This is a genomic window from Lentzea rhizosphaerae (assembly GCF_042649515.1).
GTDB classification, from domain to species: Bacteria; Actinomycetota; Actinomycetes; order Mycobacteriales; family Pseudonocardiaceae; genus Lentzea; species Lentzea aerocolonigenes.
The window spans coordinates 1-25,350 of record NZ_JBHRZI010000011.1; the positions used below are offsets into that span (position 1 = coordinate 1).

27 protein-coding genes are annotated in these 25,350 nt (G+C 68.7%); 14 read left to right on the forward strand and 13 right to left on the reverse strand.

Annotated elements, in window-relative coordinates; translation table 11 throughout:
* Window positions 1-603, reverse strand: a 603-nt coding sequence (locus ACFOWZ_RS07360) for a DUF222 domain-containing protein (protein ID WP_382370475.1), incomplete at its 3' end; no start/stop codon positions are given.
* A 709-nt stretch (window positions 604-1,312) separates the two neighbouring features.
* Here ACFOWZ_RS07360 and ACFOWZ_RS07365 point away from each other — a divergent pair.
* The 7 genes from ACFOWZ_RS07365 (at window position 1,313) to ACFOWZ_RS07395 (ending at window position 9,372) form a co-directional block, all read left to right on the forward strand.
* Entirely contained in the window at window positions 1,313-2,296 is a 984-nt protein-coding gene (locus ACFOWZ_RS07365) for a LacI family DNA-binding transcriptional regulator (protein ID WP_030473665.1), read from the forward strand.
* Window positions 2,293-3,324: a class I mannose-6-phosphate isomerase gene (locus ACFOWZ_RS07370; RefSeq protein WP_382370477.1), complete on the forward strand. Its 1,032-nt coding sequence runs from the start codon at window positions 2,293-2,295 to the stop codon at window positions 3,322-3,324. The genes ACFOWZ_RS07365 and ACFOWZ_RS07370 overlap by 4 nt, the downstream gene beginning before the upstream one ends.
* Window positions 3,321-4,085, forward strand: a complete 765-nt coding sequence (locus ACFOWZ_RS07375; RefSeq protein WP_382370479.1) for an ATP-binding cassette domain-containing protein — start codon at window positions 3,321-3,323, stop codon at window positions 4,083-4,085. Before ACFOWZ_RS07370 ends, ACFOWZ_RS07375 begins: the two co-directional genes overlap by 4 nt.
* The gene (locus ACFOWZ_RS07380; RefSeq protein ID WP_382370481.1) at window positions 4,085-5,119 is read left to right on the forward strand and encodes an ABC transporter permease; all 1,035 of its coding nucleotides are present in this window, start codon (window positions 4,085-4,087) and stop codon (window positions 5,117-5,119) included. The genes ACFOWZ_RS07375 and ACFOWZ_RS07380 overlap by 1 nt, the downstream gene beginning before the upstream one ends.
* 16 nt (window positions 5,120-5,135) lie before the next feature.
* Complete coding sequence (locus ACFOWZ_RS07385) at window positions 5,136-6,110, forward strand: ABC transporter substrate-binding protein (RefSeq protein WP_382370483.1); 975 nt, start codon at window positions 5,136-5,138, stop codon at window positions 6,108-6,110.
* Between the two features lie 188 nt (window positions 6,111-6,298).
* A complete protein-coding gene (locus ACFOWZ_RS07390; RefSeq protein WP_382370485.1) occupies window positions 6,299-7,822 on the forward strand; it encodes an alpha/beta hydrolase in 1,524 nt (507 codons plus the stop codon).
* An 11-nt stretch (window positions 7,823-7,833) separates the two neighbouring features.
* Window positions 7,834-9,372: an alpha/beta hydrolase gene (locus ACFOWZ_RS07395; protein WP_382370487.1), complete on the forward strand. Its 1,539-nt coding sequence runs from the start codon at window positions 7,834-7,836 to the stop codon at window positions 9,370-9,372.
* Window positions 9,373-9,376: 4 nt separating this feature from the next.
* On the opposite strand, the gene ACFOWZ_RS07400 is transcribed toward ACFOWZ_RS07395, so the two are convergent.
* From ACFOWZ_RS07400 to ACFOWZ_RS07420, 5 genes are all read right to left on the reverse strand, one after another.
* Window positions 9,377-10,030 (reverse strand): response regulator, encoded by a 654-nt coding sequence (locus ACFOWZ_RS07400; RefSeq protein WP_382370489.1) that lies wholly within the window; start codon window positions 10,028-10,030, stop codon window positions 9,377-9,379.
* Complete coding sequence (locus tag ACFOWZ_RS07405) at window positions 10,021-11,517, reverse strand: sensor histidine kinase (protein WP_382370491.1); 1,497 nt, start codon at window positions 11,515-11,517, stop codon at window positions 10,021-10,023. The genes ACFOWZ_RS07400 and ACFOWZ_RS07405 overlap by 10 nt, the downstream gene beginning before the upstream one ends.
* Window positions 11,518-11,721: 204 nt before the next feature.
* On the reverse strand, window positions 11,722-12,330 hold the full coding sequence (locus ACFOWZ_RS07410; protein ID WP_382370493.1) for a hypothetical protein: 609 nt from the start codon (window positions 12,328-12,330) through the stop codon (window positions 11,722-11,724).
* On the reverse strand, window positions 12,327-13,277 hold the full coding sequence (meaB, locus tag ACFOWZ_RS07415; RefSeq protein WP_382370495.1) for a methylmalonyl Co-A mutase-associated GTPase MeaB: 951 nt from the start codon (window positions 13,275-13,277) through the stop codon (window positions 12,327-12,329). The genes ACFOWZ_RS07410 and meaB overlap by 4 nt, the downstream gene beginning before the upstream one ends.
* 11 nt (window positions 13,278-13,288) lie before the next feature.
* The gene (locus ACFOWZ_RS07420) at window positions 13,289-14,479 is read right to left on the reverse strand and encodes an acetyl-CoA C-acetyltransferase (RefSeq protein ID WP_382370497.1); all 1,191 of its coding nucleotides are present in this window, start codon (window positions 14,477-14,479) and stop codon (window positions 13,289-13,291) included.
* Window positions 14,480-14,603: 124 nt separating this feature from the next.
* Here ACFOWZ_RS07420 and mce point away from each other — a divergent pair, with 124 nt between their 5' ends.
* Complete coding sequence (mce, locus tag ACFOWZ_RS07425) at window positions 14,604-15,053, forward strand: methylmalonyl-CoA epimerase (protein ID WP_382370499.1); 450 nt, start codon at window positions 14,604-14,606, stop codon at window positions 15,051-15,053.
* On the opposite strand, the gene ACFOWZ_RS07430 is transcribed toward mce, so the two are convergent.
* On the reverse strand, window positions 15,013-15,582 hold the full coding sequence (locus ACFOWZ_RS07430; RefSeq protein ID WP_382370501.1) for a TetR/AcrR family transcriptional regulator: 570 nt from the start codon (window positions 15,580-15,582) through the stop codon (window positions 15,013-15,015). The two genes, mce and ACFOWZ_RS07430, sit on opposite strands and share 41 nt — an antisense overlap.
* 63 nt (window positions 15,583-15,645) lie before the next feature.
* Complete coding sequence (locus tag ACFOWZ_RS07435) at window positions 15,646-16,005, reverse strand: SPW repeat domain-containing protein (protein WP_382370503.1); 360 nt, start codon at window positions 16,003-16,005, stop codon at window positions 15,646-15,648.
* Between the two features lie 165 nt (window positions 16,006-16,170).
* Between ACFOWZ_RS07435 and ccrA the strand changes: the two genes are divergently transcribed.
* Window positions 16,171-17,484: a crotonyl-CoA carboxylase/reductase gene (gene ccrA, locus ACFOWZ_RS07440; RefSeq protein WP_382370505.1), complete on the forward strand. Its 1,314-nt coding sequence runs from the start codon at window positions 16,171-16,173 to the stop codon at window positions 17,482-17,484.
* Between the two features lie 36 nt (window positions 17,485-17,520).
* Window positions 17,521-18,816 carry a chromosome segregation protein gene (locus ACFOWZ_RS07445; protein ID WP_382370507.1) on the forward strand — a complete coding sequence of 432 codons (1,296 nt, stop codon included), beginning with the start codon at window positions 17,521-17,523 and terminating at the stop codon, window positions 18,814-18,816.
* A gap of 86 nt (window positions 18,817-18,902) precedes the next feature.
* Here the strand turns inward: ACFOWZ_RS07445 and ACFOWZ_RS07450 are convergent, their stop codons facing one another.
* Window positions 18,903-19,430 carry a histidine phosphatase family protein gene (locus ACFOWZ_RS07450; RefSeq protein ID WP_382370509.1) on the reverse strand — a complete coding sequence of 176 codons (528 nt, stop codon included), beginning with the start codon at window positions 19,428-19,430 and terminating at the stop codon, window positions 18,903-18,905.
* A 29-nt stretch (window positions 19,431-19,459) separates the two neighbouring features.
* On the opposite strand from ACFOWZ_RS07450, the gene ACFOWZ_RS07455 reads away from it, so the two are divergent.
* Window positions 19,460-19,999: a GNAT family N-acetyltransferase gene (locus ACFOWZ_RS07455; RefSeq protein WP_382370511.1), complete on the forward strand. Its 540-nt coding sequence runs from the start codon at window positions 19,460-19,462 to the stop codon at window positions 19,997-19,999.
* Window positions 19,999-20,691 carry an alpha/beta fold hydrolase gene (locus ACFOWZ_RS07460; protein WP_382370513.1) on the forward strand — a complete coding sequence of 231 codons (693 nt, stop codon included), beginning with the start codon at window positions 19,999-20,001 and terminating at the stop codon, window positions 20,689-20,691. The genes ACFOWZ_RS07455 and ACFOWZ_RS07460 overlap by 1 nt, the downstream gene beginning before the upstream one ends.
* A 1-nt stretch (window position 20,692) precedes the next feature.
* Here ACFOWZ_RS07460 and ACFOWZ_RS07465 read toward each other — a convergent pair whose 3' ends face one another.
* Complete coding sequence (locus ACFOWZ_RS07465) at window positions 20,693-20,986, reverse strand: hypothetical protein (RefSeq protein ID WP_382370515.1); 294 nt, start codon at window positions 20,984-20,986, stop codon at window positions 20,693-20,695.
* 32 nt (window positions 20,987-21,018) lie between these two features.
* On the opposite strand from ACFOWZ_RS07465, the gene ACFOWZ_RS07470 reads away from it, so the two are divergent.
* A complete protein-coding gene (locus ACFOWZ_RS07470; RefSeq protein WP_081902812.1) occupies window positions 21,019-21,225 on the forward strand; it encodes an FmdB family zinc ribbon protein in 207 nt (68 codons plus the stop codon).
* Here ACFOWZ_RS07470 and ACFOWZ_RS07475 read toward each other — a convergent pair.
* Window positions 21,155-21,547 carry a hypothetical protein gene (locus ACFOWZ_RS07475; RefSeq protein WP_382370518.1) on the reverse strand — a complete coding sequence of 131 codons (393 nt, stop codon included), beginning with the start codon at window positions 21,545-21,547 and terminating at the stop codon, window positions 21,155-21,157. The two genes, ACFOWZ_RS07470 and ACFOWZ_RS07475, sit on opposite strands and share 71 nt — an antisense overlap.
* A 45-nt stretch (window positions 21,548-21,592) precedes the next feature.
* Between ACFOWZ_RS07475 and sigJ the strand changes: the two genes are divergently transcribed.
* Entirely contained in the window at window positions 21,593-22,474 is an 882-nt protein-coding gene (sigJ, locus tag ACFOWZ_RS07480) for an RNA polymerase sigma factor SigJ (protein ID WP_382370520.1), read from the forward strand.
* On the opposite strand, the gene ACFOWZ_RS07485 is transcribed toward sigJ, so the two are convergent.
* Both ACFOWZ_RS07485 and ACFOWZ_RS07490 read right to left on the reverse strand, forming a co-directional pair.
* Window positions 22,471-23,055 (reverse strand): hypothetical protein, encoded by a 585-nt coding sequence (locus ACFOWZ_RS07485; RefSeq protein WP_030473687.1) that lies wholly within the window; start codon window positions 23,053-23,055, stop codon window positions 22,471-22,473. The genes sigJ and ACFOWZ_RS07485 overlap by 4 nt on opposite strands.
* Before the next feature lie 43 nt (window positions 23,056-23,098).
* A complete protein-coding gene (locus ACFOWZ_RS07490) occupies window positions 23,099-24,874 on the reverse strand; it encodes a 3-hydroxyacyl-CoA dehydrogenase family protein (protein ID WP_382370522.1) in 1,776 nt (591 codons plus the stop codon).
* Window positions 24,875-25,350 lie beyond the last annotated feature (476 nt).

Consider the following 25,350-nt stretch of genomic DNA (forward strand, 5'->3'; position numbering starts at 1 on the left):
GGGCTTGGCCAAGGGGTCGATCAGTGCCTCGTACTTGGCGCCGGTGACCTTGTCCAGCTTGGCGCGGATCTCCAGCCGTCCGTTCTTCCACCGCATGATGTGTTCGTTGCCGGGCGGCGCGGGCTCGGTGTCACCGGGTTCCGGGTCGTTCTGGTAGAGGCGGTAGAGCAGGTCTTCGCCGAACTTGCGCACTTCGTTGGGTTCGTGGTCGCGGGCGTAGTCGACCAAGGGCGCTTCGGCTTCGGCGGGCAGCGTTTCCATGGCCTTGGCGACCACGGCGACGTGCTCGATCGACAACGCGCCCTCGGCCACCGCCTCGGCAGTGACGGGTAGTTCGGGCTGGAGTTCACTGCCGGTCGGGGTGATCGCTCCACTGAGCCGCGCGGCGGTGGTGACCCATTTCTTGGCGGTGGTGAGATCCCAGCGGACCGCGTGCCGCAACACCTGAGCCAAATCCTTGTAGCCGAGCTCGCTGGCGGCTCCGCGCCGTTCGAGCTCGGCGATTTCCTGCATCATCTCGTTCTCGCGCACCCGAATCTCCGTCACTTTGCTGACGACACTGCGGAGCAGCTCGTCGGTGGGGAGGAGGCGGGTTTCGATCACGTGTTCTAATCTACCGCAAGATCACAACTAGATAACGAGCAAAGTGGAACACGATAGGGTGAACCGGCCAGCCGAGCGACGTGATCCGCGAAGCCGCAGGCAAGCGGCGAGGGTGAAGCCGAGCCGAATCGGGCAATCCCAACGCAGGCAAGCGGTAATGACGGAAGCCGAACAGCAAACGCGACCACGCACGCTTGCGATTGGGGCTTGACTTTGGGAGCGAGGTGCTACGCTGGTTGGATCGGCCGGGCTCCTTATGCCCGGCTTTTCAAGGCCGATGAGCGCCTCGCAAGGGCCCCGAAGTCAAGCCCCAATCGCAATCGTCGCGAAGCGGCGATGAAATGACCCGGTTCGTCATACGGCCCAATGCGACCACCAACGCAAGGTGACATGGCAACGGCAGGTGACCACCCCGCTGGAACCCACGCCGAACCACCCCAAACCCACGCTGCGGCACGACAGATCCCCACACCCTCCAATCCTTGACAACGCTGTCCGGCACCAACTCGCCGCAACGCGCACACAGCAGTGGCCAAGACCCGGCCCAGCACCCGCCCGTCTCCGGACACCAAGCGAGGGAACCACACCCTGCTTGACCGGTACCGAAACAGTTGACAAGGGCGTAAAGGCGGGGTGAGATACGGCCACTATGACAACGTTGTCCCCCAGCGGACCGGTTGCCGGTCAGCGCAAGGTCCGTCGCGCGACGATGAACGACGTCGCACGGCTGGCGGGCGTGAGCATCAAGACCGTCTCGCGCGTGGTGAACGACGAGCCGGGCGTGCACCCCTCGACCGCCGAGCGCGTGCTGGCGGCCATCGACCAGCTCGGGTTCCGGCGGAACCTGAGTGCTCGCAACCTGCGCCGCGGGTCGTCCACCGGCACGATCGGGCTGGTGCTGGAGGACGTCGGCAACCCGTTCTACTCCGGCGTGACCCGCGCTGTCGAGGAAATCGCCAGGCTCAGGGGCAGACAGGTGATCTCCGGGTCGTCGGACGAGGATCCTGGCCGCGAGAGAGAGCTCGCGCTCGAGTTCTGCAGTCGCAGGGTCGACGGGTTGCTGATCGTGCCTGCCGGGCTGCAGCACAGCTATCTGGTTCCCGAGATGCGCGCGGGTACGCCTGTGGTGTTCCTGGACCGGCCCGCGGGTGACGTCGTGGCCGACACCGTGCTGGTGGACAACATCGGTGGGACGGTCGAGGCCGTCACGCACCTGGCCGCGCACGGGCATCGCCGCATCGCGTTCCTCGGTGACGCGCCGGACATCTTCACCGCCAACGAGCGGTTGCGCGGGTATCGCGAGGGGTGTGTGCGGGCGGGCGTCGGGTACCACGAGGAGCTCGTGGCGATGGGGCCGCACGACGAGGGCAGTGTGGCGACCACGTTGAAGCGGTTGCAGCACCTGCGTGAGCCCGCGACGGCGATCGTGGCGGGCAACAACCGCATCACCGTGCACATCCTGCGGACGCTCGCCGGTGTCGCGGAACGGCCCGCGCTGGTGGGTTTTGACGACTTCGAGCTCGCCGACCTGCTGTCGCCGCCGGTGACCGTGATCGCGCACGACGCGAGCGCGCTCGGCAAGGCGGCCACCGATTTGTTGTTCGCCCGACTTGACGGCGACAACTCACCACCGCGCCGCGTCGTGCTGCCGGTGCGCTTGGTGCCACGAGGATCCGGGGAGGTCCACGCGTGAGTTCTGGTGTGCTCCACCAGCCTGTCAGCCTGCCGGCGAACCAGCCGAAGCAGTTCTACCGCGGCGGCGAGGCGATCGCCGCGTTGCGGGGTGGCACGAGCGGCGACTTCGGACCCGAGGACTGGGTGGCCTCGACGACGACGCTGTACGGGCGCACCGATGCCGGGCTGACAACGTTGCCGAACGGCGTGCTCCTCCGCGACGCCGTGGAGGCGGACCCGATGGGCTGGCTCGGCGCGGACCACGCGGCGAAGTTCGGTGCCGACACGGCGTTGCTCGTGAAGCTGCTCGACGCGGGCCAGCGCCTGCCGGTGCACTGCCACCCGTCGAACGCTTTCGCGTCCTCGCACCTGAACTGCCGCCACGGCAAGACGGAGGCGTGGATCGTCGTCGGCACCACCGGCGCGAACCCGACCGTCTACATCGGATTCCGCGACGACGTGCCGGCCGAAGCAGTCGCCGAGTGGGTGGACACGCAGGACACGAAGGCGATGCTCGACGCGCTGAACCCCGTCTGCGTCCGGCCCGGCGACACGGTCTTCGTGCCCGCCGGTGTGCCGCACGCGATCGGAGAGGGCGTCTTCATCGTCGAACTGCAGCAGCCCACGGACTTCTCGGTGACGCTGGAGTGGCAGGGTTTCCTCGCCAACGCCGACATCGGTCACCTCGGCCTCGGCTACGACGTCGCGCTGGACTGCGTCGACCGGCACGGCTGGGGCGGCAGGCTCGACGAGCTGGTGCACCAGACGTCCGAGAAGTGGGCGCCGTCGGTCGATCTGCTCGGCCGCGACGCCGACCCGTTCTTCCAGGCCGACCGCCTGCACGTGGAGGGCTCCTTCGCGCTGGAGCCCTCGTTCGCCGTGCTGGTGGTGCTGGAGGGTTCCGGCCAGCTCGGTGAGCTGGAGGTCCGCAAGGGCAGCACCGTCGTCGTGCCGCACGCGGCCGGCGAGCTGGGGCTGACCGGTGACCTGGTGGCGATCCGCTGCCGACCGCCCGTACTGTCCACAGTGGAGGATGTGAAGCCATGAGCGAGCCGTTGCTGGAGGCTCGTGACCTCACGAAGAACTACGGCACCGTGGAAGCCCTCCGCGGTGCCTCGTTCACCGCTCATCCCGGTGAGGTCGTGTCGCTGATCGGCGACAACGGCGCGGGCAAGTCCACCCTGGTGAAGTGCCTCTCCGGGGTGGAGCAGCCGACCAGCGGCACGCTGCTGTTCGACGGCAAGCCCCTCACGCTCAACTCCCCCAACGACGCCCGCGACCGCGGCATCGAGACGGTGTTCCAGGACCTCGCGGTCGCGCCGGACCTCGACCCGGCCGCGAACATGTACCTGGGCAGGGAGATCCTCAAGCCGGGCGTCCTCGGCTTCTTCGGAGTGCTCGACAAGAAGGCGATGCGCCGGAAGGCGGCCGAGCACTTCACCAGGTTCGGCGCGGCGTTGCAGAGCATCGACGTGCCGATCGCGGCGCTGTCCGGTGGTCAACGGCAGTCCGTCGCGGTCGCGCGGTCCGTCGCGTGGGCGTCGAAGCTCGTGTTCATGGACGAGCCGACGGCCGCACTCGGTGTGGTGCAACGGGAACGCGTGCTGGACGTGATCAAGCGCGTGCGCGACGAGGGCATCGCCGTGGTGCTGATCTCGCACAACATGCCGGAGGTCCTGTCGGTCTCCGACCGCGTCGAGGTGCTGCGCCTCGGCCGCCGCGTGGCCCGGTTCAAAGCCGCGGACACCACCGTCGAAGAGCTCGTCGGCGCGATGACCGGCGCACTGTCGCAGGAGGATGCGGCGTGATGACCAATGAGAAGACAACGTTGTCATCTCCAGCGGACGAACAGCGCACCCCGTTGCTGAAGCGTCTGACCGGTGCGAACACGCTGTGGATCGGCCTGGTGCTGCTGGTTCTGGTCGCGGTGTTCGGCGCGATCCGCCCGGACGCGATCTTCCAGGTGACCACGCTGCAGTTCCTGCTCGCGGAAACCGCTGTGCTGCTGGTGCTCTCGGTCGGCATGACGTTCGTGATCATCACGTCCGGCATCGACCTGTCGGTCGGTTCGGTACTGGTGTTCGCGAGCGTGAGCTCCGCGATGGCGATGAACTCCGTGTCCGGCGGTGACGCGACGAACGCCGGCTGGGGCGTGATCGCGTTCGGCCTGCTGGTCGCGGTCGTCAGCGGCGCGGTGTGGGGTCTGCTCAACGGTCTGTTGATCTCGCGTGCGAAGATCCCGCCGCTGATCGTGACCCTGGGTTCGTTCGGCGCGGCGCAGGGCGCGGCCCTGTTGCTGAACAACGGTTCCAACGTGTCCGGCATCCCGGACAGGCTGAACCGCACCTTCGGTTCCGGCACGTGGTTCGGCATCCCGAACATCGTGATCGTGGCCGCGATCGTCACCGCTCTCGGCGCGCTTCTGTTGTCCACCACGCGTTTCGGCCGCTACACCTACGCGGTCGGTTCGAACGAGGAGGCGGCCCGGCGCGTCGGCATCTCGGTGCGCGGCCACCTCACGAAGGTGTACCTGCTCGCGGGCACCCTCGCGGGTCTCGCGGGGTTCATGGGCAACGCGTTCTTCCGCGTCGCGGTCGTCACCGGCCACGAGACGGACAACCTGAACGCGATCGCCGCCGTCGTCCTGGGTGGCACCAGCATCTTCGGCGGTACGGGTTCGGTGCTGGGCACGGTCTTCGGCGTGTTCATCCCGGCGGTGTTGGAGAAGGGCCTCGTGATCATCGGGGTCAAGGAGTTCTGGCAGCCGATCGCCGTCGCGATCGTGCTGGTGGCCGCCGTCTGGCTCGACCAGACACGGCGGCGGGCGCGCAACCAACGTTAGGAAAGGTGCTGGACCAATGAAGATCCGCTCCGCAGTGGCTGTCTCAGCCGCAATCCTCCTCGCCGCATGTGGCGGAGGTGGGCAGATTGGTGACTCGGGTTCGGGCAACTCGGCCGCGAACAAGAAGCTGGTGCTGATCCCCGGCATCACGGCGGAACCGTTCTACATCTCGATGCAGTGCGGTTTCGAGGAGGCGGCCAAGGCGGCGGGCTACGAGTTCGACACCCAGGCGCCCGCCAAGTTCGACGCGGCCCAGCAGACCCCGATCGTCACGGGCGTCCTGGCGTCCAAGCCCGCCGCCGTCCTGATCGCGCCGACCGACGACAAGGCCATGGCCGGTCCGATGAAGCAGCTCAAGGACGCTGGCATCAAGGTCGTCGAGGTCGACACCAAGCTCCAGGACACCTCGATCGCCCTGTCCTCCATCTCGTCCAACAACGAGCAGGGCGGCAAGCTCGCCGCCGAAACGCTCAACAAGCTCGCGGCCGGCAAGTCCGGTTCGGTGCTGGTGCTGAACACCAAGGCCGGCACGTCCACGACCGACGCCCGCGCCAAGGGCTTCGAGGACGCCATCAAGAACTTCCCGAACCTCAAGTACATCGGCCAGCAGTACACCGACAACGAGCCCGCCACCGCGGCCTCGAAGGTGACCGCGACCCTGGCCGCGAACCCCGATCTGATCGGTGTGTTCGCGACCAACCTGAACACCGGTGAGGGTGCGGCGACCGGCCTGCGCAACGCGGGCAAGACCGGTGCGGTGAACCTGGTCGGGTTCGACGCCTCGCCGAAGCAGGTGCAGGACCTGCAGTCGGGTTCCGTGCAGGCGTTGATCGCGCAGGACCCGGCGACGATCGGCAAGCAGGGTGTCGAGCAGGCACTCGCCGCGATCGGCGGCAAGGAGACCAAGCGCAACATCGAGACGGACCTCGTCGCGATCACGAAGGACGACGCGTCGGCCAACTCGAAGTACTTCTACAAGCAGTCCTGTTGATCACCCATGAACGGCGCTTTCGTCCACCTCACGTGGACGAAAGCGCCGTTCATCCGTTGTATGACGAACGTCATCAGGGTTTGCCCGGGTCGGCGTAAGACCCAAGTTGTACCCGGTTGCCATCCTTAGGCCGATGTTCGCGCACCCCCGAACGCGATGAGCTAGGAGCTCATCGGAGGGGGATCCGAATGCACCGCAGGAGAATCGCGGCAGCACTAGCCGCCGTCACCGTCACGTCGCTCATGATCGCGACACCCGCGCAGGCAGCGACCCAGACCATCAACTGGCAGAAGTGCTTCGACGCACCGCCACCCGGCCTCCCGCCGGGCGCGGAACGGTTGGAGTGCGGCAGCTTCACCGCACCCATGGACTGGCACAACCCGGGCAACGGCAAGACCGTCACCATCGCGGTCAGCCGGCTCACGCCCAAGAGCGGCAAGGCGAAGTCGACGGTCTTCACCAACCCCGGTGGCCCCGGCGGTGAAGGGCGTTCGCTGCCGCTGGTCTACCTCGACCGTCCGAAGCTCAGCGAGAACGCCGAGATCATCGGCATCGACCCGCGCGGCACCGGCGCGAGCAGCAACGTCACGTGCGGGCTGTTCGACACGCTCGGCTCGACCGACCCGCGTGACCGCAGCAAGGCCAACCTCGACCTGCTCTACGGCGGCATGGAACTGCACGCGAAGTTCTGCCAGACCAAGTCCGGCGAGCTCGGCAGGTACATCACCACCGAGCAGACAGTCCGCGACCTCGACCTGCTGCGCCAGCTGCTCGGCAAGAAGAAGGTGAGCTGGCTCGGCTACTCCGGCGGCAGCTGGATGGGCGCCTACTACGCCACCTACTTCCCGAAGACGCTCGACCGGATCGTGCTGGACTCCAACGCCGCGTTCACCGGGCCGTGGCAGCCCGTGTTCGACGACTGGGGCATGGGCTTCGAACGCCGGTTCCGCGTCGACTTCCTGCCGTGGGTGGCGAAGTACGACAACGTCTACCACCTCGGCAAGACGGGTGAGGAGGTTCGCCAGGTCTACGAACGGACCCGCGCGAAGCTCGCCGAGCAGCCCGTGACGTTGCCGGAGGGCACGTACAACCAGGTCGCGCTCGACTTCGTGCTGCGCGGATCGCTCTACAGCAAGGATTCCTTCGACGGCGCGGCGCGGAAGCTCGCCGAGCTGGCCGGTGTGACACCAGCTCAGCTCAAGGCGCAGGCGAGCTACCCGGACGCCTCGACGGGCACGCTGTACAACATCCTGTGCAACGACACGCCTTTCCAGGGCGGCCGCAAGTACCTGGAACGCGACGCGGTGCGGGACGGCGCGAAGTGGCCGCTGTTCGGCTACTACCAGGTCATGGGTCCCTGCGCGTTCTGGGACCGGCCGAACGTGAACCTCAAGCAGCCCACCGGAATCGGTGTCGCGCCGACGTTGATGGTGCAGTCGGTGCGCGACCCGGCGACGCCGCTGGAAGGCGCGCAGCGGGCGCACCGGAACTTCCGGAACTCGGTCCTGCTCACCGTCGAGAACGAAGGTGACCACGGCATCTACGGGCTGAACAACAGCTGTGTCAACGACATCGTCGAACGCTACCTCGTCGACGGTGTGCCGCCGGCGAAGGACCTGACGTGCCCCGGAATTCCGCTCCCGGAGCCCGGACAGGCCGCGGGCAACCCGATCGCGAAGGCGCGCCAGATCGCCACCCAGCTCGGTTGGTAAGGGGGAAACACATGCATCGCAAGAACATCGCGGCGACACTCGCCGTCGTGACGGCGACGTCACTGCTCATCGCACCGCAGGCCCAGGCCCAGGCGAGCGCGTTCGCCACGCAGGAGATCAAGTGGCAGAGGTGCTTCGACCCGGTACCGCCGGGTTTCCCGCCCGGTGCGGAACGCCTGGAATGCGGCAACTTCACCGCACCGATGGACTGGAACAACCCGGGCAACGGCAAGACCATCACGATCGCGGTGAGCCGTACGGTTCCGTTGAACGGCAAGGCGAAGACCGCGGTCTTCACCAATCCCGGCGGACCCGGTGGTGAGGGGCGCACGCTGCCGTTGATCTACCTGAGCCGGCCGAAGCTCAGCGAGAACGCCGAGATCTACGGCATCGATGTGCGCGGCACGGGCGCCAGCAGCAACATCACCTGCGGCGGGTTCGACGCGCTGGGCGCGACCGACCCGCGCGACCGCAGCAAGGCCAACCTGGACCTGCTCTACGGCAGCATGGAGCTGCAGGCGAAGTTCTGCCAGACCAAGTCCGGCGAGTTCGGCAAGTTCGTCACGACCGAGCAGACCGTGAAGGACCTCGACCTGCTGCGCCAGGTGCTGGGGCGCAAGAAGGTCGACTGGCTCGGCTACTCCGGCGGCAGCTGGATGGGCGCCTACTACGCCACGTACTTCCCGAAGACGCTCGACAAGATCGTCCTCGACTCGAACACCGAGTTCACCGCGCCGTGGCAGACGGTGTTCGGCGACTTCGGCATGGGCTTCGAGCGGCGGTTTCGCGTCGACTTCGCACCTTGGGTCGCCCAGCACGACGACGTCTACCACCTCGGCAAGACCGGGGAAGAGGTGCGGCAGACCTACGAGCGGACGCGCAAGAAGCTCGCGGAACAGCCCGTCACCCTGCCGGACGGCACGTACTACCCGGTCACGCTGGACCTCGTGCTCGCCCAGGGCCAGTACAGCAAGTACGCGTTCGACGGCGCCGCGCGGAAGCTGGCGGAGCTGGCCGGTGCGGTGCCCGCGCAGCTGAAGGCGCAGGCGAGCTACCCGGACGCGCAGACGGCCACGCTGAACACCATCCTCTGCAACGACACCAAGTTCCGCGGCGACCGCAGGTACCTGGAACGCGACGCCGCCCAGGACGGCGCCAAGTGGCCGCTGCTGGGGTACTACCAGATCATGGGCCCCTGCGCGTTCTGGGACCGGCCGAACGTGAACCTCAAGCACCCCAACGGAATCGGCGTCGCGCCGACGTTGATGGTGCAGTCCGAGCGGGACGCCGCGACGCCGATCGAGGGTGCGCGCAGGGCGCACGCCGGGTTCGCGGGCTCGCGGATGCTGACCGTGAAGGACGAGGGTGACCACGGGATCTACGGGTTCGACAACCCGTGCGTCAACGACGTGGTCGAGCGTTACCTCGTCGACCGCGTGACGCCGGCGGGTGACCTGTCGTGTCCCGGCGTGCCGCTGCCCGAACCGGGTGCGCAGCGGGCCGGTGTGCTGGAGCAGGCGCGGAACCTCGCGGTCCAGCTCGGTTGGTGATCGGTTAGAAGGTGCCGGGGTGGGTGCGTCTGCGTCTGGCCGCGTAGACCCCCGCCTCGGTGCGCCGGTCGAAGCCGAGCTTGTGCAGCAACGACGACACGTAGTTCTTCACGGTCTTCTCCGCGAGGAACAGCCGGTTCGCGATCTGCCGGTTCGTCATGCCCTCGGCGATGAGGTCGAGGATCCTGCGTTCCTGCGGGCTCAGCGCGGCGTAGCGCGGGTCCTCCTCAGGGCCACCGCGCAACCGTTGCAGCACGGTCGCCGTGACACCCGCGTGCAGCAACGAGCCACCGGAGGCGAGCGTGCGGACGGCGGCCACGAGGTCGTTGCCGGAGACCTCTTTCAGCATGTACCCGGACGCGCCCGCCATGATCGCGCCGAACAACGCCTCGTCGTCCGAATAGGACGTGAGCATCAGGCACGCGGGCGGCGGCTGCACCAGGCTCCTGATCTCCCGGCACACCGTGACGCCGTCGCCGTCGGGCAGCCGGACGTCGATGATCGCCACGTCGGGTTTCAGCCGCGGGGCCTGGGCCACCGCGGCCGCCGCGCTGTCCGCCTGTCCCACCACGAGGATGTCGTCGGCCTGCGCCAGCAACTGCACCAGCCCTCGCCGGACGATCTCGTGGTCGTCCACCAAAAGCACCGCTATCGCCATGTCGCCTCCTGCAGCACCAGCGGAACGAACCAGGTGATGCTCACGCCCGCGCCGGGGATCGAGTCCACCGCGCAGTCGCCGTGGTGCCGCCGCGCCCGAGCCGCCATGTTCGCGAGTCCGCCCGCGTGATGGGGCACGCCGGCGCAATCGTCAGAGAACGGCAAGCCCCGGCCGTCGTCCTTGACCGTCAGCTCCAGCCGGGTCATCGTCCGGTTGACGCTCACGGCGACGGCGACGTGCTTCGCTCTGGCGTGGCGCACGACGTTCGTCAGCGCCTCTCGCAGCGTGGCCAGCAGGTCGGGCCGGAGCTGGTCCGGCACGACCGTGTCCAGCGGCCCCTCCAGCGACACGTCCGGCTCGAAGCCCAGCAGCCGCGCGGACTCGTGCACCGCGTTGAGCAGCTGCCCGCGCAGGCTCGTGCCACCGGACGGCGGTTCCTGCAGGGAGAAGATGGTTCTGCGGATCTCGCGGATCGTGTGGTCGACCTCCTCCACGAACCCGCTGATCCGTCCGACGAGCTGGGGTTTGATGCTCATCCCGGTCAGCCCCTGCAGCCCGAGCCCGAGCCCGAACAGCCGCTGGATGACCAGGTCGTGCAGATCCCGTGCGATGCGGTCGCGTTCCTCCAGCACCGCCAGCCGCTCGGTGTCGCCCTGGGCTCTCGTGAACTCCAGGACGAGCGCGGCCTGGGCGGCGAACGCCTCGATGAGCTCCGGGTCGTCGAAGCTCGGCGCGCCCACGGGTCTCGCGACGATCAGCACGCCGATCGTGCGGTCGCCGACGGTCAGCGGCACGACGGCGCAGGGCCCCTGCACCATCGGCACCGTGCCCTCGTCGTGGCACTCGGCCTGGCCGGACTCGTAGACCCGGTAGCTGACCGTGCCTTCCCTCGGCACCCGCATGCCCTCGGCGTCGTAGGAGCCGCCGTCGGTCACCTCGATGACGAGGTCGCCGTTGTGGTCGGGCAGCACGACCGCGGTGAAGTCGGCGCCCGCGGTCCTGCGTGCCGTCTGCGCCACCAGGTAGAGCGCGTCACGACCGTTCGTGCCGGTCAACAGGTCGGTGGTCACGTCAGCGGCAGCGCGCAGCCACACCTCACGCTTGCGCGTCTGCTCGTAGCGGTCGAGGTGCCCGACGGCCGAGCCGGCCGCCGTGGCCAGCGCCGTGAGGACGTCGCGGTCCCGGTCCGAGAACTCCGCCTTGCCGGTCAGGAAGAGGTTGCCGAACGTCTCGTCGTGGACCTTGATCGGCGCGCCCAGGAAGTCCGCTACGCCGATCGAGCGTGGATCCCCCGAGGTGATGTGGGCCTGCCCGTCCTGGGCGGTGAACTCGAGCAGCTCGCGGTGGCCGTCGATGACGGCGAGCGCGCCGTTGGGGGCCTCGATCAGTTCGCACGCCGACTCCACCACGTGGCGCAGCAGGTCAGGCAGGGTGTCGTACTCGGCAAATGACAGCACCACATCCAGCACACGCTGTTCTGTGCTCACATTGCCGCCCACGGCTTCCCCCTTACGAGGATGGAAGCGACACCGTACGAACGACTGAGGGTAACTTCTCTCAGTAGTCAACGGGAGCCCTATCACCGCAAACGGTGATAACCATAGCTACTCAGAGTAGAGGGCAGTCTCACTTATCAAGGAACGCGGGAGCCCCGCGTTACCTTGTGGGGAACGCCGGGGCCCCGCGTGCGGTCAGTGGAGGCCGACGCTGAACCCCTCGTCGATCACCCCGCGGTAGATCTGCGGCGCGAACGTGCGAAGGCCGTGGTCCATGGGGGCGATGAAACCGGCCGAGTCGCCCAGAGGCAGGCGGTACCCGTTCTGCACGCGGTGGAACTCCCACAACGGCTCCATCGTCGGGTGCGCCGGCCGGAACCGCTGCGGGTCGCGCGGGTGCAGGTCGAGACGGACGAGAGTGCGCCTGACCAGGGCGTCTGCGAGCTGAACAGCGCGTTCCTGGGTGCGCGAGATCGAGATGGCGCCCAGCTCCTGCCAGCCGACCGCCCACGGCGCGCCCTGCGGGTCGTCCAGGCGAACGCCCTGCTGTTCGATGATCAGCTTGCGCGGGCGGGAGATCGTCTTCCACTTCACCACGGCCATCACGCCGATGCCCGTGAACGCGACGCCGATGACGGCCGCGATGCTCCCGCCGACCGGCTCGCCGTCGGCGAACGCGGTGACCGCGCCGATCAGGGCGAGGATGCCCAGCACACCGGCGACGGAGCCGCCGAGCAGGACTTTGCGGGTGTCGCTCTTGCCGAGGTCGATGACAACAGGTGGAGGTGCTCCCCAAGCGGTCATGGCCGCAGGTTACCGCTGATCAACTGCTCGGCCGCGGCGAACGGGTCCAGCTCACCCTCGACGACGCGCTTGGCCAGCTCGTCGACCGGCCCGAACCGGGTGCGCACCCGTTCGACCGCGATCGCCTCGATCTCGGCGCCCGCGCGCCGCAGCCGGCGCTCCTCGAGCTCGCCGTGCGAGGCCATCCACTCCTGGTGCTCGGTGATCGCCTCGACCACGCGGTCCAGGCCCTCCATGCGCGCGGCCACGGTCTTGACGACGGGCGGGCGCCACAGCGGCCCCTCCCGGTCGCGCCGGCCCAGCGAGATCATGTACTTGAGGTCGCGGGCGGTCTGGTCCGCGCCGTCGCGGTCGGCCTTGTTGACCACGAAGACGTCCGCGATCTCCAGAATTCCGGCCTTGGCCGCCTGGATGCCGTCGCCCATGCCCGGCGCGAGCAGCACCAGCGTGGTGTCGGCGAGCGCGACGATCTCGACCTCGGACTGACCGACGCCGACCGTCTCCACGAGGATCACGTCGAACCCGGCGGCGTCGAGCACGCGCAACGCCTGCGGGGTGGCCCAGGACAGGCCGCCGAGGTGCCCGCGCGTGGCCATGGAGCGGATGAAGACCCCGGGGTCGGTCGCGTGGTCGCCCATCCGCACCCGGTCGCCCAGCAGTGCCCCGCCGGAGAACGGGCTGGACGGGTCGACGGCGATCACGGCGACTCTTCTGCCCTGTTCGCGGAAAGCCCGCACCAGGGCGTTCGTGGAGGTCGACTTGCCGACGCCCGGAGCGCCGGTGATGCCGACGACCTGGGCGTTCCCGGTGTGCGGGGCGAGCGCCGCGGCCACCTCCGGCAGTGCGGAACTCCCCTGCTCCACCAGGGAGATCAGCCTGGCGACCGCGCGCGGTTCGCCGTCACGCGCGCGGTCGACCAGTCCTGCTACGTCAACAGCTTCGGCCACGGCCAATGACACTAGGCCTTCTTCGGCACGCGGATGATCAGAGCGTCGCCCTGACCACCACCACCGCACAGAGCGGCAGCACCCACGCCGCCGCCGCGCCGCTGCAGCTCGAGAGCGAGGTGCAGGGCGATGCGGGCGCCGGACATGCCGATCGGGTGGCCGAGCGCGATCGCGCCGCCGTTGACGTTGACCTTGTCCTCGGAGATGCCGAGCTGACGCGTCGAGACGATGCCGACCGCCGCGAACGCCTCGTTGATCTCGACCAGGTCGAGGTCGGCGGGCTCGATGCCCTCCTTGGCGCAGGCGGCCTTGATGGCGTTGGACGGCTGCTCGTGCAGCGAGGCGTCCGGACCGGCGACGACGCCGTGGGCGCCGATCTCCGCGATCCACTCCAGGCCCAGTTCCTCGGCCTTGGCCTTGCTCATCACGACGACCGCGGCCGCACCGTCGGAGATCTGCGACGCCGAACCCGCGGTGATCGTGCCGTCCGCGGAGAACGCCGGGCGCAGCTTGCCGAGCGAGTCGGCGGTCGTGTCGGCACGCACGCCCTCGTCCGTGCTGAACTGGATCGGGTCGCCCTTGCGCTGCGGGATGGCGACCGGCGCGATCTCGGCGTCGAACACACCGTTCCCGGCGGCCTTCGCGGCGAGCTGGTGCGAACGCGCGGAGAACGCGTCCTGCTCCTCGCGGGTGACGCCGTAGCGGCCGTTGTACTTCTCGGTCGAGACGCCCATCGCGACCTGGTCGAACGCGCAGAACAGGCCGTCGTGCGCCATGTGGTCGACCATCGTCACGTCGCCGTACTTGAACCCGCCGCGCGACTTGGGCAGCAGGTGCGGCGCCTGGGTCATCGACTCCTGGCCACCGGCGACGACGACGTCGAACTCACCCGCGCGGATGAGCTGGTCGGCGAGCGCGATGGCGTCGATGCCGGAGAGACACACCTTGTTGATGGTCAGCGCGGGCACGCTCATCGGAATGCCCGCGGCCACCGCGGCCTGGCGGGCGGGAATCTGGCCCGCACCGGCGGTGAGCACCTGACCCATGATCACGTACTGCACCTGCTCGGGGGCCACGCCCGCGCGTTCCAGTGCCGCCTTGATCGCGACGCCGCCGAGCTGGGCGCCGGAGAAATCCTTGAGCGATCCGAGCAGTCGCCCCATCGGGGTGCGCGCCCCGGCGACGATGACGGAACCGGACACAGCTGCCTCCATGGAAGAGCGAACGGTCGTTAACTAAGCACCATACCTGCGGCTACCGGGCGGTAATCGTGTGAGACCACGCACAGAAGCACCTGCACCGATCACGTGGTTACACTTTCCCGCCATGAACGCAGACATCGCTCGATTCGTGACCGCGATCGACCACGTGGGCATCGCGGTGCCCGACCTCGACGTCGCCATCGCGTTCTACCGCGACAACTTCGGCCTCGAGGTGGCCCACGAAGAGGTGAACGAGGAGCAGGGCGTGCGTGAGGCCATGCTGCACGCGCCCGGCGACCACGGCGGCACCGCGATCCAGCTGCTGGCGCCGCTGAACGAGAACTCCACGATCGCCAAGTTCATCGGCCGTTCCGGCCCCGGCCTGCAGCAGCTCGCCTACCGGGTGTCCGATGTGGACGTCGCGGCGGACGCGCTGCGGGCCAAGGGCCTGCGACTGCTCTACGACAACGCCAAGCGCGGCACGTCGAACAGCCGCGTCAACTTCGTGCACCCCAAGGACGCGGGCGGTGTTCTCATCGAGCTGGTCGAGCCTGCCGCTGGATCAGCGCACTAGCGACGAAGTTCAGTTCTTCGTCGATCGGATCCTCCTCGTCGCTGTGCCGTGCGACCGAGTGCCGGTAGCTCACGGCCAGCGCGAGGAGGGCCGCGGCCGCTTCGACGTCCTTGATCGCCACCGCCGCACCGCCCGCGGCGAGGATGACCTGTTTGATCTGCGCCGCGACGTTGTCGTAGCGCGCCTGCATGGCGTCGCGGACTGCCGAATGCGTATCCGCTTCACGCCACAGCAGGTGCGACAGCAGCGGTGACGCGTTCAGGCGCGCGTCGAGTGCCGCGACGAGCCTTCTGAGCGACTCGGCGATGTCCCCGGCCACGACCACCCTGCGGTGGTCGACCGTGCTGTCCGGCAGCCGCGCGACCAGTGCGGCGAGCAGGTCCTTCTTGCGGTTGAAGTAGTAGTGCACCAGGCCCTTGGGCACGCCGGCGCGTTCGGCGATCCGCGAGGTCGGGGTGGCGTCGAAGCCCGAGTCGGCGAACAGCTCCTCGGCCGCGGCCAGGATGCGCTCCTTGGCCGAATCCTCCACGCGTTCCTCCCACACAGCAGGGTGTGGGCCCAAGAAGCTCTTGGGCCCACTGGTTTCGGTTGATCAGTGCGGTTGCGCCGCAGCGGAGTGCGCGGCGTTCGCGGCGGGCATCGCCAGCGCCCCCGCGGCAACGGTGAGAACGCCACCGACCCAGGAGACCCACGAGGCCGCCGTCATGTCGGTGTAGCTCATCACCCACGGCGAGATGAACAGCAGTGCTCCGAGCACCATCTGCACGTACTCCCCGTAGATCATCGCGGGCATGGCGAGGTCGACGAGTCCGTCGATCGCGATGAGCGCGCCGAGCACGATCATCGTCCACATGGCCGCGTTCGAGGTGTCCACGACGAGCGGAGAGAGCAGCACCAGAACGCCGATAGCCACCTCGGCCCAGTCCTGCCACCTGGTCCACGCCTTGGTCATCTCCACACACCTCCTCCTTCTCGGACACCTTCGATGCTCCTCCTTGGTTGGCCGCCCGGTCAACTCTTCCGAGTGGAATCCCTCACAAGCAGGATTCTGAATCGGTTACTCCTGAGTAACCTCCGGCAACCTGCGACTATCCCTCACTTGGGAAGGAATGCCGCCGTGCAGAAGATCCTTGACGCGATCCTGGCCGACGAGCTGGACGCGATCGGTTCCTTGGACGTTCCGGAGAGCTATCGGGGCGTGACCGTGCACGCGGACGAGGCCGACATGTTCTCGGGCCTCGAGACGCGGGACAAGGACCCGCGCAAGTCGCTGCACGTCGACGAGGTCGCCACGCCCGAGCTCGGCCCGGGTGAGGCTCTGGTCGCCGTCATGGCGTCCGCGATCAACTACAACACCGTGTGGACCTCGATCTTCGAGCCGGTGTCCACGTTCGGGTTCCTCAAGAAGCTGGGCGGCCGCCACGACCTGCCGTACCACGTCGTGGGCTCCGACCTGGCCGGTGTCGTCGTGCGCGTCGGTCCCGGCGTCACGGCGTGGAAGCCGGGCGACCGCGTGGTCGCGCACTGCCTGGACGTGCCGCTGGAGGCGCCGGACGGCCACAACGACACGATGCTCGACCCGCAGCAGCGGATCTGGGGCTTCGAGACGAACTTCGGCGGCCTCGCGGACCTCGCGCTGGTGAAGTCGAACCAGCTGATGCCGATGCCGAAGCACCTCACGTGGGAGGAGGCCGCCTCCCCCGGTCTGGTCAACTCCACCGCGTACCGGCAGCTGGTGTCGACCAACGGCGGCAACATGAAGCAGGGCGACACGGTCCTGATCTGGGGCGCGTCCGGGGGCTTGGGTTCGTACGCCACGCAGTTCGCGCTGAACGGTGGCGCTACTCCCATCTGCGTCGTGTCTTCGCCGGAGAAGGCGGAGATCGTTCGTTCCATGGGTGCCGAACTGATCATCGACCGTTCCGCGGAGGGCTACAAGTTCTGGAAGAACGAGCAGGAGCAGGACCCGCGCGAGTGGAAGCGGTTCGGTGCGAAGATCCGCGAGCTGACCGGCGGCGAGGACCCGGACATCGTGTTCGAGCACCCCGGCCGTGAGACGTTCGGCGCGTCGGTGTTCGTGACGCGCAAGGGCGGCAAGATCGTGACGTGCGCGTCGACCTCCGGGTACATGCACCAGTACGACAACCGCTACCTGTGGATGAACCTGAAGTCGATCATCTCCTCGCACTTCGCGAACTACCGCGAGGCGTGGGAGGCGAACCGCTTGATCGCAAAGGGAAAGATCCACCCGACAGTGTCCAAGGTGTACTCAATGGACGAAACGGGCCAGGCGGCTTTCGACGTGCACCGGAATGCCCACCAGGGCAAGGTCGGCGTGCTGTGCCTTGCCCCGGAAGAGGGTCTGGGTGTTCTCGATCACGAGATGCGCGCGAAGCACCTCACAGCTATCAATCGATTCCGGGGTGTGTGACCTTCTGGGGTTACCCGAACGGGTAGCGTGAGGGGCATGGGCCTCGCCGACGACCGTGACCTCGTCCCACTGGGATCCGGCTTCGACATCGTCAAGCGCGGGTACGACCGCGCTCAGGTCGAGGATCACCTCGAACGCCTCGACTCGGACCTGCGGCTGCTCGCCGCGGACCGCGATGCCGCCGTGTCCCAGACGTCCGACCTCGCGCGCCAGCTGGAAGCCGCCCGGCACGAGATGACCGAGCTGCGCAACCAGGTGGAGCGCCTGTCGCTGCCGCCGACGACGCTGGAGGGGCTCTCCGAGCGTCTCCAGCGCATGCTGCGGCTGGCCCAGGACGAGGCCAACGAGATCAAGGCCCGTGCCGAAGCGGAGGGCGGGCACATCCGCGCCAAGGCGGAAGCCGACGCGGGTGTGCTGCGCCAGCGCTACGAGAAGCTCATCGCCGAGCTCGACGAGCGCCGCGCTGCCATGGAGGCCGAGCACAAGGGCGTTCTGGAGACCGCCCGCGCCGAGGCCGAGAAGATCGTCTCCGAGGCGGAGTCCGCCGCCCGCAAGATCGCCGACGAGTCCGAGAAGCGCCGCGTGACCGTCGAGGAGGACTTCGAGATTGCGATGGCGGCCCGTCGCTCCGAGGCCATGGCAACGCTGGCCACGCAGGAAGCCACCTCCAAGGCCGAGGCGGACCGCCGCGTCCGCGAGGCCGCAGAGGAAGCCGCACGCGTCCGTGCCGCGATCGCTGCCGAACAGTCTTCGTCGAAGGCCGAAGCCGAACGCCGCGTGCGCGAGGCCACCGAAGAGGCCAACCGCCGCCGCCACGACTCGATCACCGAGGCCACCGCGCGCATCCAGGAGGCGACCGACGAGTCGAACCGCCGCGTGCGCGAGGCGACCGAGGAAGCCAACCGCCGGACCACCGCCGCCACGCAGCGCGTCGACCAGCTCCGCAACCTGCGCAACCGCCTGTCTCACCAGCTGCACAACGTGCGGACGGCGTTGCAGGAGGTCGTGCCGCTGCTCGACCCGGTGGAGGAGGAGAAGGAGCCCGCCGCGGCTCCGGCTGAGGGTGCTGCGCCGGTACCGGCGCAGGCGCAGGCAGGTCAGGCGGCTCAGGCAGGTCAGGCCGCTCCTACTGCCCAGGCTGCTCCGGCTCCTGCGGCCCAGGCTCCTGCTGCACCGGCCAAGGCTCCCGCGCAGGCCGCTCCGGCCCCGGCTGCCGCACAGCCCGCGGCCCCGCAGGCCAGCCCTGCGGCACCGGGCAAGCCGGCCGAGAAGCCTCAGGTCGACGGCCCAACGGCCAAAATCACGCGCCCGCAGCCCGCGAAGAAGGCCTGACCACGCAAGCTCACGCAGGGGTCCCCTCCCAGGGGTCCCCTGCTTTCATTCTCCCATCCGGCACCGACAATTTCGGTCCTCGCTGGTCAGCGCGTGACCTCGTAGATCGCCGGCATCGGCATCGCGCGGCACGACTCCCAATCCGCGTGATGCCCCGCCGCGATCAACGCCCGCGACAGGAACGTCCCGTGCGACCCCACCACCACGGTCGCGTCCGGGTACTCGGCGGCCATGCGCACCAACGCTTTCCCGGCCCGCACGGTCAGCTCGTCCAGGCTCTCCCCGTCGCCGTGCGCGAACTGCGGGTGCGCCCAGCTGTGCGCGTACGACGTCTCCCAGTCCGCGCTCGGCAGCAGCCCCGACTCCCACTCGCGCAGCTCCGGCCAGGTGATCACGTCCAGCCCGATGGCATCAGCGGTCGGCGCGACCGTCTGCACCGCCCTGAGCTGCGGGCTCGACAGCACCGCCGTCGGCGCGTACGCGGCGAGCCGAGGGACCAACGACGATGCTGCCGCCAGGCCGTTCTCCGTGAGCGGCCGCTCGTCGTGGTCCGGCACTCCGAGCGCCGGCCAGACGGACTCCGCATGACGCACCAATACGATTCGCGTGGACACACCACTCATCTTGGGGGAACAGGATGTTCGTGAAGTCGCTGGGCACAGAAGGCGCCGAGCTCAGGCCGCTGGAACCCTGGCAGGCAGAAGAGTTCTTCGCGCACATGGAGCGCGGCCGGGAGTTCATCGGGCAGCACATCGGGTTCGCGGACGCCGCGAAGGACCTGGAGAGCGCGCGCCGTCTCCTCCAGGGCTACGCGGACAAGGCGGCCGCCGACACCGGGCGGATCTTCGGGATCTGGCTCGACGACAAGCTGGTCGGCGGCGTGCTGCTGCGGGTGATGGACGTCTCGCAGGGCATGGCCGAGGTCGGGTGCTGGCTGGAACCCGCGGCCACCGGACGGGGATTGATCACGCGGGCGGCCAGGATCCTCATCGACTGGGTGATTCGCGAGCGCGGGATGCATCGGGTTGAGTGGCGGGTGTCGTCGAAGAACGCGCCCAGCATCGCGGTCGCTCAGAGGCTTGGAATGACCAAGGACGGGGTACTTCGCTCGAATCACCCGTACCGCGACGTCCGGCAGGACCTCGAGGTGTGGTCGGTGCTGGCGCCGGAGTGGGAGAGCTGATGGACGATCTGGTGCTGTTGCACGCCTTTCCGCTCGACGCGCGGATGTGGGACGTGCCGGGCGCGCTCACACCGTCGCTGCGCGGCCAGGGCGAGCCCGACCTCGACGCGCTCGCGTCCCAGGTCCTCGCCGTGCTCGACGAGCGGAACCTGGACAGCGTCGTGCTCGGCGGCTGCTCGATGGGTGGTTACGTCGCGATGGCGTTGGTCAGGCGAGCGCCGGAACGCGTCAAGGGCCTGATCTTCGTAGACACCAAGCACACCGCGGACGCCCCGGAAGCGGCGGCGAACCGGCACGCGATGGCCGACCGGGTCGAACGCGAGGGCGTCGGCGAGTGGCTCGTCGAGGCGACGCTGCCGAACCTGCTCGGCCCGGACGCGTCGGACACGGCACGGGCGTTGGTGCGCACCATGATCCTCGACCAGCGGGCCGAGGACGTGGCGTGGTGGCAGCGCGCCATGGCGAAGCGGCCCGACTCCGCGGACGTGCTGGAGGCGCTGGACGTGCCCTCGCTCGTGCTCGTCGGCGAGCACGACAAGCTCACGCCACCCGACGTGGCCGCGAAGCTCGCGGTGACGCTGCGGCACGCGACGAGCGAACGCGTCGAGAACGCCGGGCACCTGCCACCCGTCGAGCAGCCTGAGGATTTCCGCGCCCGGCTGGAACGGTGGCGCAAGCAGGTGGGGGTCTAGCTCACCAGCGTCGCGCGGTCGGTCCCCGCCGGCCGCGCGAGTCCCAGCAGCCCTGGTGCCAGTGGCGGCGTTCCTCGACCGAGCCCGTCTCCTCCGCCGGCCACGCGACGACGTGCGGTGTGCCGGGGCGGATCTCGTGGTCGCAACCGGGACAGCGGTAGGTCTTCTGCGCCTGCGCACCCGAGATGGCGCGGACCAGCCAGTCGCCGTCCGGTCCCGACTCCGCACGTGCCCAGCCGACACCGCCACCGAGTGGGCGCGGGTCTTCTGGCTTGGGGCTGTTACGACGAGGCACGGCCACACGGTAACCGCTCGTAGAATCGGGTCGTGCCGACCTACGAGTTCCGTTGCCGAACCTGTGACGACACCTTCGAGCTGAAGCGCCCGATGAGTGAGTCGTCCGCACCGGCGAGCTGTCCCGACGGCCACGCCGACACGGTGAAGTTGCTGTCCGTGGCCGGGATCAGCGGGACACAGCAGCAACCCGCTCAGGGTGGCGGCGGCTGCTGCGGCGGAGGCTGCTGCGGATCCTGAGCAGGTACAGCACGCTGCCGACGAGCAGCGCGGCCGCGAGGGGGACGTGCAGGGCCGTGAGGTGGAAGACGCCGGCGTACACCTGAGCGGTGATCAGCGCCAGGAAGCCCGCCGCGAACCAGACGGGCCGAAGTGGCCCGCCTCCCGGCCGCCAGGCGAGGACCGCGGCGACGAGGTGGGCGACCGTGACGACCCACAGCGTGTACGAGCCGGCGCTGTGCAGGACGTGGCCGTGCGGAAGCGTCATCATCAGCCCCGCGGTGATCGACTGGACGAAGATCGCCGCGGTCTGCAGCGCGACGGTGATGTGCAGGAACCTCATGACAGTCCGACGACGCAGCTGCCGGAAATGTGAGGCGGGGGGAACATGACTGACGCCGGTGTGCACGTGATCGTGAACGAACGGCGGCAGCTGCTGAACCTCGCCTACCGCCTGCTGGGGTCCCTGGCCGATGCCGAGGACGTGCTGCAGGAGACCTTCGCGCGCTGGTACGGCCTGTCCCCTGAGCAGCGTGAGGCCGTCGCGTCTCCCGGCGCCTGGCTGACGAGGGTGGCCGGCCGCATCTGCCTGGACGTCCTGGGTTCGGCCAGGGTCAGGCGGGAGCGGTACGTGGGCGAGTGGGTCCCCGAGCCGCTGCCGGACTACGAGGAGTGGGGCGGCACGTCCGACCCGGCGGACCGCGTGACGCAGGACGAGTCGGTCACGATGGCGTTCCTGGTGGTGCTGGAGCAGATGACCCCGGCGGAACGGGTGAGCTTCGTGCTGCACGACGTCTTCCGGTACCCGTTCGCGGAGGTGGCGGAGATCGTGGGCCGCAGCCCCGCGGCGTGTCGGCAGCTCGCCACGTCCGCACGGCGGCGCGTCCAGGCGTCCGAGCGCGAGCAGCCGCCGCCCGCGAGACGGGCGGACGTCGTGAAGGACTTCAGGCAGGCCTGGGAAGCCCAGGACATCAAGGCCCTGATCGCCCTGCTGGACCCGTCCGCCGTCATGGTCGCCGACGGTGGCGGCCAGGCGAGCACCGCGCTGAGGCCGGTGGAAGGCGGCGAGCAGATCGCGCGCTACCTCATCGGCATCGCGAAGGTGGCGCCGGACCTCACGATCCTCGGCAGGACGGTCAACGGCTCGCCGGGCCTGGTCGCGACGGTCGGCGGCGTGCCGGTGACCGTGGCGGCGTTCGAGGTGACCGAGGACCGCATCACCAGGATCTGGGCGGTGCGGAACCCGGAGAAGCTGAGGGCCTGGCTCTAGTTGGCGTTCTCCCGCTCGATCATCACCTCGGCGACCTTGCGCCCCTGGTCGCACACGGTGCCGAACTTGCCGGTCGAGTCGATGATGATGATGCCGAGCCCACCGCCCTCGTAGGGCAGGGCGAGCACGCACGACGGCTCGACCTCCTGCTCGTCCGAGCGGTCGAGGTACGTGACCTTGTGACCCTTCACGTCCCAGTCGCCGGTGGTGCGTTCGATCGTGATGGCCTTGCCCGCGCGGTAGCGCAGCGAGACACCGACCTCGACCCCGTCGATCTTCGTGGTCCAGCGGCAGGACTCGTCGAACGACGAGTCGTAGGTGTACTGCGTGGGCGGCGTGTCGGCCTTGGCGCCGGGGTAGGGCAGGTCGGTCCACTTGAGCTTGGCGCAGACCGGCGTGACCTGGCCGTCGATCGGCGAGGGCTCCGGCTCCTCGGACGTGCTGGGGTCCGTCGAGCTCCCCTGGTCGAACGGCGACGTCACGTCGAGCGGCGCCTGCGCGACGGGACTGCCCTCGACGGTCGCCCTGGCACAGCCGGACGCGAGCACGAGGACAGCCAACAGGAGCACCAGTCGACGCATGACACCACCATGCCAGACGCGACATGGTGCTCCTGTGAGCGGCTCACGAGTAGTCGCGGAATCCCTTGCCGGTCTTGCGGCCGAGGCGACCGGCGGTGACCAGGTGCTCGAGCAGCGGCGCCGGCGCGAAGCCGGGCTCGCGGAACTCGTTGTAGAGCGTCCGCTGGATCGCCAGCGACACGTCCAGGCCCACGACGTCCAGCAACGCGAACGGCCCCATCGGCAGACCGCAGCCGACCTTCATGGCGTTGTCGATGTCGTCGGCCTCGGCGTAGTGGGCCTCCAGCATCTTCACCGCGTCGTTGAGGTACGGGAAGAGCAGCGCGTTCACGATGAAGCCCGCCACGTCCCCGCAGTGCACCGGGTGCTTGCCGAGGTCGAGGCAGATCTTGCGGGCCGTGGCGACCACGTCGGCACCCGTGGAGATGGTCTCGACGATCTCGACCAGCTTCATGACCTGCGCCGGGTTGAAGAAGTGCAGGCCGACGACGTCCTGCGGACGGCTCGTCGCCGCGGCGACCTCGATGACCGGCAACGAGGACGTGGTCGTCGCGAGCACGGCGCCGGGCTTGCACACCTCGTCGAGCGCCGCGAAGACCTCCTTCTTGATGCCGATCTCCTCGGCCACGGCCTCCACGACCAGGTCGCAGTCCGCGAGCTCGACGAACTCCACGGCAGGCGTGATCCGCTGCAGGACGGCGTCGCGGTCGGCCTCCGCGAGCTTGCCCTTCGACACCGCGCGGTCCAGCGACTTGCGCACCGCACCGACAGCGGCCTCGGCCTTCTCCAGACTCCGAGCCCGCAGCACGACGTCGTACCCGCGCTTGGCGAACACCTCAGCGATACCGGTGGCCATGGTGCCCGTGCCGATGACACCGACCCGCTGAACCTCGCGGGTCTGCGCACCACCGTCCACTTCGGACGGCGTCTGCGCGTCCTTGACGACGACAGGCGAATCCGGCCCGTCGTAGGTGTAGAAGCCGCGCCCGCTCTTCCGCCCGAGCAGCCCCGCCGTGATCATCTGCTTGAGCAGCGGCGCCGGCGAGTGCAGACGGTTGCGCGACTGGTGGTACATCGTGTCGAGAATTTCGTACGCGGTGTCGAGCCCGATGAGGTCCAACAGCGCCAACGGCCCCATGGGATACCCACAGCCGTAGCGCATGGCCGCATCGAGGTCCTCACGCGTCGCGTACTTGGACTCGAGCATCTTGACCGCGTGATTGAGGTACGGGAACAACAACGCGTTGGCGATGAAGCCCGCCCTGTCCCCGATGACGACCGGCGACTTGCCCAGCCGCTCGGCGAACGCGACCACGTCCGTGATGACGTCCGGCTCCGTGACGACCGTGCGCACGACCTCGACCAGCTTCAACACCTGAGTGGGGTTGAAGAAGTGCATCCCGACGACCTTGCCGGGCCTGCGGGTGTGCACGCCGATCTCGGTGATCGACAGCGACGACGTGTTGGACGCGATGATCGCCTCAGGCGCCAGGATCCCGTCGAGCTCCTTGAGAATGCTGGCCTTGAGCTCGACGTTCTCGGGCACGGCCTCGATGACGAGGTCGCAGCCGTCGAGGCTCTTCAGGTCGAGGCTGGTGGTGACCCGGCCGTGAATGGCGGCCTTCTCGTCCTCAGTGAGCTTCTCGCGCTTGACGGCCCGCGCAGTCGAGTGCTCGAGGTGCCCGAGGCCGCGCTCGACGCCGGCCGCGTCGACTTCCACCACCTTCACCGTGAGCCCGGTGCGCGCGAGTACCTCGACGATGCCCGCGCCCATGGTTCCGAAGCCGACGACTCCGACGGTGTTGATTTCGCGCGCCACTGCAGACCTCCCTGCGGGGTAAAGCGTGGGCTACCAAGGAGTAACTTGCGGGCGACTATGCCACCCCTGACGTGCGGGGCGGCCGTGAGCTTCGCCATCGGGATCGAAACAGTTATCGGTCTAGGAAACGCCTTTGTGGGGAGTTCTGCCTGATGAACCCGTGTGGAGGAGCGGGGAGTTGCGCCATCCGGGTTGGGTGCGGGCTGGTCTTCACCCGGTTCGGCGGTGCCGGGGCTTCGGCTGGACGGGCCAACAGAGGCGAGACGCGTCTACACACGACCACGTCCGCGGACACGACGGGCTTGTGCCCGGATCCCCAACGCCTGAGGCCGATCACGGACACCAGCCCGCACCTGAGCCTGCTGTCGTCGCAGGCCTACCGGCCTGCGGCCATCCAGTACCTCCCGGGCTTCCCAACGTCCGCCGGTTCTGCGCCCAGCCACACGCGCGTCTCTGCACGCCCCACCGCGCCCCGG